The 13,286-nt window shown below is 47.8% G+C and carries 9 protein-coding genes and 1 pseudogene; 7 read left to right on the top strand and 3 right to left on the bottom strand.

The window, feature by feature from the left end:
- Positions 1–4: 4 nt before the first annotated feature.
- Positions 5–1,490 (bottom strand): annotated as a pseudogene (gene bepA / locus DSM2777_RS19055) (beta-barrel assembly-enhancing protease).
- A 296-nt stretch (positions 1,491–1,786) separates the two neighbouring features.
- Here bepA and DSM2777_RS19050 point away from each other — a divergent pair.
- Complete coding sequence (locus tag DSM2777_RS19050) at positions 1,787–2,851, top strand: AI-2E family transporter (RefSeq protein ID WP_061554873.1); 1,065 nt, start codon at positions 1,787–1,789, stop codon at positions 2,849–2,851.
- A gap of 64 nt (positions 2,852–2,915) precedes the next feature.
- Here the strand turns inward: DSM2777_RS19050 and bcp are convergent, their stop codons facing one another.
- Entirely contained in the window at positions 2,916–3,386 is a 471-nt protein-coding gene (gene bcp / locus DSM2777_RS19045; RefSeq protein ID WP_025797455.1) for a thioredoxin-dependent thiol peroxidase, read from the bottom strand.
- On the bottom strand, positions 3,386–3,964 hold the full coding sequence (locus DSM2777_RS19040; protein WP_004091990.1) for a glycine cleavage system transcriptional repressor: 579 nt from the start codon (positions 3,962–3,964) through the stop codon (positions 3,386–3,388). The genes bcp and DSM2777_RS19040 overlap by 1 nt, the downstream gene beginning before the upstream one ends.
- A gap of 136 nt (positions 3,965–4,100) precedes the next feature.
- Between DSM2777_RS19040 and dapA the strand changes: the two genes are divergently transcribed.
- The 6 genes from dapA (at position 4,101) to DSM2777_RS19010 (ending at position 13,244) form a co-directional block, all read left to right on the top strand.
- Complete coding sequence (dapA, locus tag DSM2777_RS19035) at positions 4,101–4,982, top strand: 4-hydroxy-tetrahydrodipicolinate synthase (RefSeq protein WP_025797458.1); 882 nt, start codon at positions 4,101–4,103, stop codon at positions 4,980–4,982.
- 16 nt (positions 4,983–4,998) lie between these two features.
- Complete coding sequence (gene bamC, locus DSM2777_RS19030) at positions 4,999–6,051, top strand: outer membrane protein assembly factor BamC (protein WP_061554872.1); 1,053 nt, start codon at positions 4,999–5,001, stop codon at positions 6,049–6,051.
- 165 nt (positions 6,052–6,216) lie between these two features.
- The gene (gene purC, locus DSM2777_RS19025) at positions 6,217–6,930 is read left to right on the top strand and encodes a phosphoribosylaminoimidazolesuccinocarboxamide synthase (RefSeq protein WP_061554871.1); all 714 of its coding nucleotides are present in this window, start codon (positions 6,217–6,219) and stop codon (positions 6,928–6,930) included.
- 195 nt (positions 6,931–7,125) lie between these two features.
- Positions 7,126–8,004, top strand: a complete 879-nt coding sequence (ypfJ, locus tag DSM2777_RS19020) for a KPN_02809 family neutral zinc metallopeptidase (RefSeq protein ID WP_043494736.1) — start codon at positions 7,126–7,128, stop codon at positions 8,002–8,004.
- A gap of 118 nt (positions 8,005–8,122) precedes the next feature.
- Positions 8,123–10,102, top strand: a complete 1,980-nt coding sequence (locus tag DSM2777_RS19015; RefSeq protein WP_061554870.1) for a tRNA(Met) cytidine acetyltransferase TmcA — start codon at positions 8,123–8,125, stop codon at positions 10,100–10,102.
- Between the two features lie 361 nt (positions 10,103–10,463).
- Positions 10,464–13,244, top strand: coding sequence for an autotransporter outer membrane beta-barrel domain-containing protein (locus DSM2777_RS19010; protein ID WP_061554869.1), 2,781 nt, complete (start codon positions 10,464–10,466; stop codon positions 13,242–13,244).
- Positions 13,245–13,286 lie beyond the last annotated feature (42 nt).

Genomic DNA, 13,286 nt, shown 5'->3' with positions numbered 1-13,286 from the left:
TTCCTTAGCGGCCTCCGCGTTGATACTGCTTGAAGCTTTGTTGTAGCTGGCGTAGTTGATCGATACGCGCGTCGTAGCGCGCCTGTTTTAGGCTGCCAACCGGCATCAGGGCGCTGGCGTTGCTGAGCAAGCCAATCGCTTGATCCAATTGTCCTACCAGCGCCAAGCTTTCTGCGCGGGCGGAAAGCTCTTCATCTCGAATCCCCTGCGCGGCGCTGGCCTGCGCGAGAATATCCCAACCGTTAGGATCGTTCGGATGATCAAAGGTGTAGCGATAAAGAATGCGTGATGCTTTGGCTGGCTGATTGCCTTCAACGTAGGCATTCGCCAAGTTGATTTGTAATACGGGCTCGTTGCGGTTTTTAGCCAGCGCTGATTCCAAACGAGCGATAGCCGATGGCGCTTTCTTCTGCTCTAAATCGATATCGGTCATCAGGTCGATAAACCAGATATTATCTGGCTGGCTATCGAGCAATGGTTGCAGCGTTTTGCGCGCATCATCATATTTATTCGCTTGGCTGAACAAGATGGCTCGGCCATAGCGAGCGGCGGTTTGTTCGCGAACGTTACCGTTTTCCATTGCCTTAAGCACATCTTCGGTCAGGAACGTATTGCCATCCTGCCCGCCGCTGTACATGCCTAGTGCACGCACTTTTGCGAGTAAATAGTCTTGTGATGACTGAACGGGGTGCGGCGGCATCTGGTTTGCGCGGTTGCGCGTGTCGGACAGGCGGCTGTCGGGCAGGGGGGTGAGTCAGCAAAATTTCAGGGGGCTTCGATGAGTAGCGCGATTGATCGGACAGCTTTTGCAGGAAGCTTGGCATGGCCTGCGGATCGAAACCGGAGCGCTGTAAAACCTGAAGGCCGATGCGGTCAGCTTCTTGCTCATTTTGCTGAGTGAAGCTGATCATATTTTGTTGGCTACCGGCTAAGGTGCCACTCAAGGCCGCCATACCCGCCTGAGGGCTGGCCATCGCGAGCAAGATTGAGCCGAGTGCGCCCACCCAGGTTAGCGGTTGGGTACGCTGCTGTTCTTCCATCGCACGGGCTAAATGGCGCTGGGTTACGTGAGAGATTTCATGCGCCATAACCGAAGCCAACTGGCTTTCATTATCGGTATAGCGGAATAGCGCGGAGTGCAAAACTACGTTGCCGCCGAAGAAGGCGAAGGCGTTGATTTCGTCATTGCGCACTAAATAGAAGTGAAACGGCGTGCGTACTGAATGGGCATGAGACACCAAACGCATACCCAATCCGTTGATATATTCTATCAATAAGGGATCGTTGATAAGCGGCGTACTGGCACGGAGCTGGCGCACGTAAAAATCACCCATCGCCAGCTCTTGATTGATGCTGAGCGTGTTCCCTGCGGTCGTACCAATGTCAGGCAGTTGGTCATCGTTTGGATCTGCTTGGCTAGGCATGGAGCCAGTCAGCAATAAACCAGCAACTATCGTCGCGATAACCGATGTTTTAAACCGAGAAGTCATAAGAGACAGTTCCATTCAGTTTCATCTGTACCCATGTGGGGAGTTTTGCTTGGCAGAAACACGAATCATTAGGATATAACGCATTGGTTTGTTATCCACAATGGCATTTTTGACAGCAAAGGCCTGTAAGAGTTCTTCTTAACTACGCCACTCTCTATTACACTCATTCTGCCATCATAGTAGGATCGACTCCACGCCGCCATGACAGCAAAATCATGATTTTACGTTATTGGCTTTTTGCCAGCTCTTTTCAAGGATAAAAACTGTACGCTTGTGCAGCTTAAGGAGTGACCCGCATGCTTGATATGTTAATGCAGTGGTATCGACGACGCTTTACCGATCCACAGGCAATAGCATTACTGACTATCCTGCTAGTCGGCTTTTGTATCATTTATTTTTTCAATGGGATCTTAGCCCCGTTGCTGGTGGCGATTGTTCTCGCCTATCTGTTGGAATGGCCAACGCATAAGCTTCAACTGATTGGTTTTTCACGCGTATGGGCCGTGGTTGCCGTGCTGATTGTATTTGGCGGCATTACGCTACTGTCTGTTTTCGTCATTGCCCCTGCGGTTTGGCAGCAGGGATTCAACCTGTTGGCCGATATGCCGAAAATGGTGACGCGTTTTTATGAATTTGCAGCAACGCTGCCAAGGCGTTATCCGGCGCTGATGGATGCGGGCATTATTGATATGGTGGTAGAGAATACCCGCGCCAAGCTGGCGGTGATGGGAGAGTCGGTGGTGAAATTATCACTGGCGTCGTTGGTGGGGCTGCTTACGCTGGCGATTTATCTTATTCTCGTGCCGCTGATGGTATTTTTCCTGCTCAAAGATAAAGAGCAAATGCTGAATGCTGTTCGACGGGTGCTGCCGCGCGATCGCGGATTGGCCGGACAGGTTTGGATCGAGATGAACCAGCAAATCACGAACTATATTCGCGGCAAAGTGCTCGAAATGGTGGTTGTGGGCGTGGCGACCTATCTGGTCTTTCTAGTCGTGGATTTGCACTATGCCTTGCTGTTGGCCGTGCTGGTCGGGTTCTCGGTACTGATTCCGTATATCGGCGCGGTGTTGGTGACAATCCCCGTGGTCATTGTTGCGCTGTTCCAATGGGGGCTAGGCGCTGATTTCTGGACACTGTTTGTTGCGTATCTGGTTGTTCAGGGGTTGGATGGCAATCTGCTTGTTCCGCTGTTGTTCTCTGAAGTGGTGAACCTGCATCCATTAGTGATCATTCTTTCGGTGATTATCTTTGGTGGGCTATGGGGGTTCTGGGGCGTATTCTTTGCGATCCCACTGGCGACGCTGGTAAAAGCGGTGATCCACGCTTGGCCTGATGAGTTTATTTCCGAAGCGGATTAATCGTTAGCGCTCGAAAAAACAACGCCCTGCATGCAGGGCGTTGGCGTTTTAAAGCAAAGGTTTATTAACCGTTGTTTTTGACGTAGTCCAAAACGATATCGTGGTGATTGCTGGTTTTGAAATCGTCGAATACGTGCTGAACTTTGCCTTCTTCGTCAATCAGGAAGCTGATGCGATGGATGCCGTCGTAGGTTTTCCCCATAAAGGATTTTTCACCCCACACGCCAAACTCCTCGCACACTTTGTGATCTTCATCAGATAGCAAGGTGAAATTAAGCACTTCTTTTTCTACAAAGCGGGAAAGTTTTTCAGGCTTATCGGTGCTGATACCAAGCACTTCTACGCCCAATTTTTTCAATTCATCCATGTTGTCGCGCAGTCCACAGGCTTGAACGGTACAGCCTGGAGTCATGGCTTTTGGATAGAAATAGACTAAAACTTTCTGACCTTGGAAGTCGGCCAAGCTGATTTGCTCACCATCTTGATCTAACAGGGTAAATTTAGGAGCGATGCTACCGGCTTTCAATGGGCTCATTACTGCTCTCCGTCTTTATCTTCATGCAGGGAATAGTTCACGACGTTTATACTGCCTTGCGCGCTGAGTTCTGTACAGAGCTTCTCAAAGGCTTGCTCAATACTTTCTGCATCCTGACTGGCAGGGCTGTGTGCGGTGATTTGAATATACAATTTTGGCGCCGCAGAGTCTTGGCTCAGTTGGGTTTTAGAAACCAGTTCGGCAATATTCATGTGGTGTGAATCAAACAGGTCGGTGAAGCGCTCGATGATGTGCGGGGAGTCTTTGACTTCAACCTGCACCCATACGGTGGCTGGCATGGTTGGGCGTTCATGCCACGTTGTGCGTTTCATCACGATCAGCAAATCCATCTCAACGCCCTTAAGCGGTAAAGTGGATTCAATGAGGGTAATCGCATTCCAGCTACCGGATAGCAGCATGATAAAAGTGAACTCTTCGCCCAACATAGCCAAACGGCTGTCTTCAATATTGCACCCGCAGCTACTTACATGGCGGGTGATGTTATTGACGATACCGGGGCGATCTGCGCCTAAGGCTGTAATGACTAAATAGTGTTGATTGGGCTGTGGCAAGAGCATTCTTCCTGACTTTGTGGTGGTGTCCCAAGGTAAACACAAAAAAACGCCTCGACAAGCAGTTAGCACATAGATGTTTACTTGCTTTGCGATCGCTTTCAAAAGTACCATGAGGAACCTGTTTGTGGAGGGACTGTCAATGTTCACGGGAAGTATTGTTGCGCTGGTTACGCCGATGGATGACAAAGGTCAGGTCGATCGCGCTAGCTTGAAGAAATTGATTGATTATCATGTGGCCAGCGGGACGTCTGCGATTGTATCCGTAGGAACCACCGGCGAATCTGCCACGCTAAACCACGACGAGCACGTCGATGTGGTGCTACAGACGCTGGATCTTGCTGATGGCAGAATCCCTGTGATTGCTGGCGCCGGAGCAAATGCTACCACGGAAGCGATTGCTTTGACCGAGCGTTTCAATAATACGGGCGTCGTTGGTTGTTTGACGGTCACGCCGTATTACAATAAGCCAATGCAGGAAGGTTTGTTCCAGCACTTTAAAGCTATTGCGGAACACACTGATTTACCACAGATTTTGTATAACGTACCTTCGCGTACGGGATGCGATATGCTGCCAGAAACGATTGCTCGTTTGGCAGAAATTAAAAATATTGTTGCTGTAAAAGAAGCGACCGGGAACTTAAGTCGTGTTAGTCAGATCCAAGAACTGGTCAACGACGATAGCTTTATTTTGCTAAGCGGCGATGACGCAACGGCTCTGGACTTTATGCAACTGGGTGGTCAGGGCGTTATTTCTGTCACAGCAAACGTCGCTGCGCGTGAAATGGCTGAACTCTGTAAGCTTGCTGCCGAAGGCGATTTCGCTAAAGCGCGTAAGCTGAATCAGCGTTTAATGGCGCTGCATCAACAGTTATTTGTAGAAGCAAACCCGATACCGGTGAAATGGGCCTGTAAGGTATTGGGACTCATAGCAACCGACACGATGCGTTTACCAATGACGCCAATTAGCGATAAGGCTCGTCCTGTCGTAGAACAAGCGCTTAAACACGTCGGCTTGCTGTAACTCTTAGGGAGATTGAATGGCTTACTTAGTACAAAAGTCGGCGGTAGCGACTGTCGTTGGCATTTCTTTGGTGATGATGCTGTCTGCATGTTCGACCGATCAGCGCTATAAGCGTCAGGTGAGCGGCGATGAGGCTTATCTTGATGCTTCTACGCTGTCCGAATTGAAAACGCCCGCTGGCATGATTCTGCCTGTACAAAACGGTGCCTATGATGTGCGCTTAAATGCGGCTCAGGGTAACGTGGGCAAAGCGTTGGATATTCGACCACCGGCGCAGCCATTGGCTCTGTTGAACGGTTCTCGTGGCCAGTTTGTTAATGGCGCAGCAATTGTCTTGGTTGAGAGCACGCCGGGAGCCAGTAGCCTGTGGTCCCAAGTTGCGCAGGCGGTACAAGGGTTAAATTACCCTATTGCCAGCCGTAACGATGCAGGACAAGCGTTGACGACGGATTGGATTAACTTCCAGCGTGGCGACGAAGATGTGCAGTATCAGGGGCGCTATCAGGTATCTGTGCAGCCACAGGGTTACCAAACGGCGGTTGTCGTTAAATCCTTGGGCTTGAAGCAGGGCGACACGGCGATCACTGAGGACTCACAGACTCAGCGTTACGCGGTTTCTGTGTTGAACGATATTGTCAGCGGTTTGGATAAATATCAAACCGACCAGGCTAATGCACGTGCCAACCGTCAGGTAGGTGATATTGATGTGCAGAGCGGTGCTGATGATACCGGCTTACCAGTGCTGATTGCGCGTGCGCCTTACACTGCGGTTTGGGATCGTTTGCCGGCAACTCTTGAACATGTCGGCATGAAAGTGACCGATCGTAGCCGTCCGCAGGGGACAATCTCCGTAACCTACAAATCGATCAGCAGCAGTAGCTGGGACGATCTGGGTGCGAAGGATCCTGAGCTGAAAGAAGGTGATTATAAGATTCAGGTCGGTGACTTAGATAACCGTACCAGTCTGCAATTCCTCGACAGCAAAGGGGCTCCTCTGAGCCAGTCGCAGAACGATGCGTTGGTGAGCGTGTTCCAAGCAGCCTTTGCGAAAGTAAAAGCTAGCCAGTAATCGCACAACGCATGAAAATGTAAAAAGGGGCTTCGGCCTCTTTTTTTATTTCATTTTTTTAATGCGCAATCGTTTGGCTGGCGTATAATGCCCCTAAATTGATGCGCTTTGACCTAAAGCTGCTGATTTCATTTTTTATGTTCTTAAACCTATGGAGTAAGCAAAATGCAAAAGCTCGCTGAGTTGTATCGCGGCAAAGCAAAAACCGTGTACACCACTGAAAACCCGGATTTGCTGATTCTTGAGTTCCGAAATGATACATCAGCACTGGATGGCCAGCGCATTGAGCAGTTTGATCGTAAAGGTATGGTGAACAACAAATTTAACCATTTCATCATGAGCAAACTGGAAGAGGCGGGGATCCCGACTCAGATGGAGCGCTTACTCTCTGATACCGAAGTGCTGGTGAAAAAGCTGGATATGGTTCCGGTTGAATGCGTGATCCGCAACCGTGCCGCAGGCTCGCTGGTGAAGCGTTTGGGAATTGAAGAGGGGACGCCTCTTAATCCACCACTGTTCGATCTGCTCCTGAAAAACGACGCTATGCACGACCCGATGGTGAATGAATCATACTGTCGTACTTTTGGCTGGGTGAGCGAAGAAAACTTAGCCACGATGAAAGCACTGAGCTACAAAGTTAACGATGTGCTGAGCAAGATTTTTGGCGACGCAGGACTGATTCTGGTCGATTTCAAACTTGAGTTTGGTTTGTTTAAAGGCCAAGTTGTTCTGGGGGATGAGTTCTCACCAGACGGTAGCCGCCTGTGGGATAAAGAAACGCTGAACAAGATGGATAAAGACCGCTACCGTCAGAGTTTGGGCGGCTTGATTGAAGCCTATGAAGAAGTTGCACACCGTATCGGCGTAAAACTCGATTAATCTTGTCGCTAGTAAATAGCGTTAAACAGCAGAGGCGAGAGCCTCTGTTGTCATTTTTATTGCCTGCCAATCAGTTGAAATACCACATATCTCTATCTGCAATGATGTATTTCATTATCTGATTCCTCCTTTTTATGGTATTCGCGCCAGCAATTTCCTACCATTAAGGCATCATGTAATTTCTGAGGTTTAACTATGCGCTGGCAAGGGCGTCGTGAAAGCGACAACGTTGAAGATCGACGTGGGGATTCCACGGGTTCGTCCGGTGGTTTAGGTGGCGGTGGTTTTCGTGTGCCGCGTGGTAAAGGTGGACTAATTCTGCTGGTGGTTGTGCTGGTTGCGGGATATTACGGCGTAGATTTAACGCCGCTGCTTAATGGCGAAGCGCCCGTTGGTCAAACCCAAACTCAAAGCCAACAGGTGAATTCACCAGAAGATAACCAGATGGCTAAGTTTACTTCCGTTATTTTGGCGTCAACGGAAGACACTTGGAGCCAGCTATTCCAGAAAATGGGCAAACAGTATCAAGATCCTAAGCTGGTTCTCTATCGTGGAGCTACGCGCACGGGGTGTGGTACCGGTCAGTCGGTAATGGGGCCTTTCTATTGCCCAGCAGATAAAACCGTGTATATCGATCTCTCTTTCTACCAAGAGATGAAAGATAAGCTTGGTGCTGACGGTGATTTTGCTCAGGGCTATGTGGTCGCGCACGAGGTTGGGCACCACGTACAAAACCTGCTGGGCATTGAGCCGAAAATTCGGCAGATGCAGCAAGGGGCGAGCAAGGCTGAACAAAATCGACTCTCGGTGAAAATGGAACTTCAGGCTGACTGCTTCGCTGGCGTGTGGGGGCATTTCATGCAGAATCAGCAGGTGCTGGAGCAGGGCGATTTGGAAGAAGCGCTGAATGCCGCACAGGCTATTGGCGATGACCGTTTGCAACAGCAGAGCCAAGGGCGAGTGATCCCAGACAGTTTTACCCACGGCACATCTGAACAGCGCTATACATGGTTTAAGCGCGGTTTTGACAGCGGTAATCCAAATAGTTGTAATACTTTCGCATCAGCCAACTGATCGCGGTATTCATGCCCTGCACATAATGTGTGGGGTATGAAATCAACGTGATAGCGCCGCTGTACGCTAATAATTCGAGTATAATCATCCGCTAACTTTGCTGACAACGCAGACTCTTATGCCGTTTTCTTCTTCTATTTCCTCAATGCAGGGTGCGGGTATTCGCCGTTTACTCATCGTTAGCGGTGATACTGATTGGCATCAGCAGGTTATTGCGGAGATTTTACCTACGTTGCGTTCACCGCTTTTGTGGGTTGGGGAAAGCGCGCCGCAAGAGGTTAGGTCTATTGCCCCCCATCTAGCCAAAGGATTATTGGGGCAAGAACTTGGGCATGTGGTTTTTAATGCAGCGGCAGGATTTCACGCTGAAGCGCTAGCCGCGGTGCTTGGAGCCATGAGCGCAGGGCATTGGCTTATTCTATTAGTTCCTGACTGGGAACAATGGGATAGCCAACCAGATCTCGATAGTTTGCGTTGGAGTGAACAGCCTGAACCTATCGCCACTCCTCATTTCGTTCATCATTTCCAATGGATTACGCTAGAACAGCCGGAAATTGCTATTTGGAAGAAAAATAGCGAGAAAGAAATCCCTGCGCTGAAACCACGCCCTGAATGGCTGCGCCCAAATGGATTGCCCACGACCGAGCAGACACATATTTTGCACGCGCTGTTGAACGATAAGCAGCCCATTAACGTTGTGATTGGTGAGCGTGGCAGAGGAAAATCAACGTTGGCGGGCATGCTGGCAGAACGTGTAAAGGGCAAATGTTGGGTAACAGGGCCAAGCAAAATGGCCACGCAAGTGTTGTTACAACAAGGCGACGGCGTTGAATTCTATGCGCCAGATGCACTGCTAGAACAATGCCGACAACAAGCGCCGAAGGGTATTGATTGGTTGCTGATTGATGAAGCCGCAGCGATCCCTGCGCCTATGCTGCGTGAACTGATCGCGTTTTTCCCTCAGGTTTTACTGACTACAACCGTGCAAGGGTATGAAGGTACCGGACGTGGTTTTCTACTGAAATTCTGTGCTTCTCTGCCATCTTGCCGAACCTTTTTCTTAGATTTGCCTATGCGTTGGGCAATCAGCGATCCCGTTGATTCTTGGCTAAAGTCTTTGCTGTTGTTTGACGAACCACAAGAACCACAGGTAGAAGCGATAGAATTTCAATCGAAAAAGCTGAGTCAGTCTGAATGGCTGTCTTGCCCAAAGACCATGTGTGATTTTTACACGCTCCTCACCAGCGCACACTACAAAACAACGCCGCTAGATTTACGTCGTTTAATGGATGGCGTCGGCAATCATTTATATGGCAGCTTTGCCGGAGATGTTATTGCCGCTGCGCTGTGGATGGTTGATGAGGGCGGATTAGATGAGCCGCTGGCTAAAGCTGTTTGGGCGGGGGAACGTCGACCTAAAGGAAGTTTAGTTGCTCAATCACTCGCTGCGCACGGTGGCCAGTGGCAGGCGGCGGCATTGTGCTCTCGTCGAATAAGTCGAATTGCGGTATATCCAACATGGCGACGCCAAGGTTTAGCGAAATCGTTGGTGATTTCAGCGATTCAACAAGCTCAAGAGGAAGGGCTAGATTTTGTGTCTGTTAGTTTTGGTTATACACCTGAGCTTTACCATTTCTGGCAGCAATGTGGTTTTGAGCTAGTGCGTTTTGGTACCCACCTTGAAGCAAGTAGTGGTTGCTATACTGCGATGGCAATGTTGCCCTTCAATGCGCATTCTCGGTCACTTTTGGATAAATTGCGTCTGCGGTTACGGCGTGATGGATACTTTATCCAAGAAAAGCTAAAACTTCAGCTGCCGGTGGAGGTGGTAAAAGATCTGTCTCTTAACCACGATGATTGGGATGAGCTTCACGGTTTTGCATATTTTTCTCGCCCGCTTGATGTTTCTATTTATGCGCTGATTAGATGCGCGGATAAGCTTTCTAATAGTGTCGATGCTTATGCTCTCAAAGATTTTCTGAATGAGGGGAATAATATCGAATTGTTGTGTAAAAAATATAATATCTCAGGTAGAAAGGCACTTATATCGATACTGAGGAAGGCGGTGTCTGATTTTATAAAACATTCCGAAAAATAAAATTTAGGTTTGTTTTTATTTTTTTAATATTATGCGTAGTTGGTTTTTATTTCTTTGTTTTTTCTCTTATGTTTCTACATTTCAACTGTATTTATTTTTGTTTAATGTGTAATTAAGATAATTGATATTACGGAATGGTATTCTGAAATATTTTTTATTTTAGTCTGTTTAATTTGTTGTCTATTTAAACTGTTTTTTTTAGTTGAATTAAACTTACCTCTTAATTATTATTTAATTCCGCTGAACCTTAGCGAACACACTTTCAAATAGCAGTATATATTTTAAAAGTATCAACAATTCATAACTATATTCATCTCTGATGGGTTATGAATTAAAGTTGCCTATAATGAGGGAATAACAGATGTCTTCTTGGAAGAAAAAGACGGCTTTATCGCGTCTGGCATTGGCTTGCTCTATGGCTATCGCGGCGCAAGCTGCAGTAGCTGCTACAAATGATATTTCAGGTACTACATACGAAACGTACGGCCATGATCTTGGCTATGGTAATCATGTTCGTACCACCACGGGGAGTTCCGTTGATGGGTATGTAGATTTTGATGGTTATGTTGGCTGGAATAATACAACTGACGGATATTTCGGTGGTGATATTTATCCAGTAATCAATAAATCTGTCGTTAATGGTGTTATCTCAACCTATTATCTTGCTTACGATTCAACCAGCACGAATGACACTTTAAATATCTCTAATAGCACTATTCACGGTATGGTGACATCATATTGTGTCACTGATGAATGTGCTAGCGATGGTTTTGAACATAAATTAGGTACATTACAGTTAACCGTTGATAATACGACGATCGATGATACCTACGAGCATTATGATTATGATGTGACTAACAATGATGTTCGCGATCATGATACTTATAATACCTATGGTATAGGCAACGCAATTACTCTGGATCAGGAAGCAAATGTTGTTATCCAGAATAACTCCCACATTGCAGGTATTACCTTAACGCAGGGCTACTATTGGCCAGATGATGTAACCAATAACCCAAATATTTTCACAGATACTTTAACTGTTAAAGATTCTGCGGTGACTTCAGGTGCATACTCTGAACTGGGAAATACTGGTTTTTATGGTCAATCTAACAAACCAAGTGACTATGCAGGAACATATGAGGCTGGCCGTGATGACGCCGCACTGATTGTTACAGCAAGTCGTCTTGATAACGCAATGCAAACCACCGCAACGTTTGATCATTCAACGCTGACTGGCGATGTTCTGTTCACTAGCGTGTTTGATAATAACTTTGACCCAGTCGGTCATGATTCTAATGGCGATGGCGTTAAAGACACCAATGGCTGGGATGATCAAGATTCGTTAAATCTGACATTAACCAACGGCAGCAAGTGGGTTGGTGCTGCGACATCTAACGTTCAAAAGACTAACACTCTGTATGACTACAGCTCTAACAGCCTGTGGCCAACGGATATACGCAATGCAGATGGCGATCTCACTTCAGCATCTGTTTATCAGAGCGGTTTGTTCAACGTTACTCTGGATAATGCTTCTGAATGGGATACTCGTAAGTCTTCCAATATTGACATTCTGACCGTCAATAACGGTTCCCAAGTTAACGTTGTGAATTCGAGCCTGTTGGCTGACAGCATTACACTGAATAACGGTTCATCAATGCAGATTGGTGATAGCAACAGCGCAGGGACTAGCATCCCTGATGCGACTGGCTATAACGATGGTGTTGCTACCGATTCACTGAACATCAACAGCGGCAGCCAGGTTAAACTGACTGAAGAAACTGCGGCGCTGTATGCTAATACCATTACTGTTACCAACGGTGGTGAACTGAACTTAGGTTTAGGCCAGACCGACACCCACAAACTGGTATTAAGCGATGGCGGTATCCTGAATGTAGGTAGCCGTGAATACGTCTTGAATTCAGATATGGGTAATGCGCGTTATGTTACTAATGATGTAAACGCGACGGGTTATGACCACGGAGTGGTGGCTATTAACTCTGATGGTCACTTAGCCGTTAACGGCGATGTGAGCGGCAACTACAACGTGCGTATTGATAATGCAACGAGCAAAGGCTCTATTGCTGATTACAAAGATAAAGAAGTTATCCGCGTATACGACAATAATGCTGACACGCATGCAACCTTTACTGCGGGCAACAAAGCTGATTTGGGTGCGTACACCTATGAAGCGCAGCAACGTGGCGATACTGTTGTTCTGAACCAGCGTGAATTGACTGATGCGGCTAACATGGCGCTGAGCATTCCTTCTGCGAATGCCAATATCTGGCATATGGAACAGGATACTCTGGAACGTCGCCAGACTCAGACTCGTGACAGCGTGGGTGATGCTGGTGGTGCTTGGGTCAGCTACTTCGGTGGTCATGTCAACGCTGACGGCGGCGCGGTTAACTACGGTCAGGATATCAACGGCGTGATGATTGGTGTTGATAAAGTGATCGACGGCAACTACGCAAACTGGCTGATTGGTATGTCTGCGGGCTTCGCCAAAGGCGATATTAACGACCATAGCGGTAGCGTAGATCAGGATAGCCAATCTGCTCGTATCTACTCTTCAGCTAAGTTTGATAACAATATCTTCTTGGATTCATCATTAAGCTATGCGCATTACAGCAACGATTTGGATGCTGATATGAGCAACGGTGACCATACTTCAGGTTCAACCAGCAACGACGGTTGGGGCTTCGGTCTGAAACTGGGTTATGACATTGCACTTGATACCCAAGGTAAATTGAGCCCGTATGCTAGCGTTTCAGGCCTGTTCATGGATAGCGATAGCTATCGTACCAGCAATGGCATGGCTGTTAACGATCAAAGCTACGACAGCATGCGTTATGAAGCGGGTATCAATGCTAACTACCGCTTCGACTATGCGAACGAACAGTCTCTGACTCCATACTTCAACTTAGCTTATGTTTATGACGATGCTGGCAGCAATGACGGCAAAATCAACGGCGACAAGATTGATAACGGTCAAGGTGGCTCTGCAGTGCGAGTCGGTGCAGGTGGACAGTTTAACTTCACTAAGAACTTCAGCACTTACGCTGGTTACAGCTACTTGGGCGGCAGCGATGTTGACCAACCATGGGCTCTTAACGCTGGCGTGAAATACAGCTGGTAACCTATTCATACTATGAGATAGCTGTATGCAGAGGTTATTGCT

The sequence above is a fragment of the Obesumbacterium proteus genome, assembly GCF_001586165.1.
Taxonomy (GTDB): domain Bacteria; phylum Pseudomonadota; class Gammaproteobacteria; order Enterobacterales; family Enterobacteriaceae; genus Hafnia; species Hafnia protea.
The sequence above is the reverse complement of the archived record's forward strand: the minus strand, read 5'-3'. Positions and strand labels throughout refer to the sequence as shown.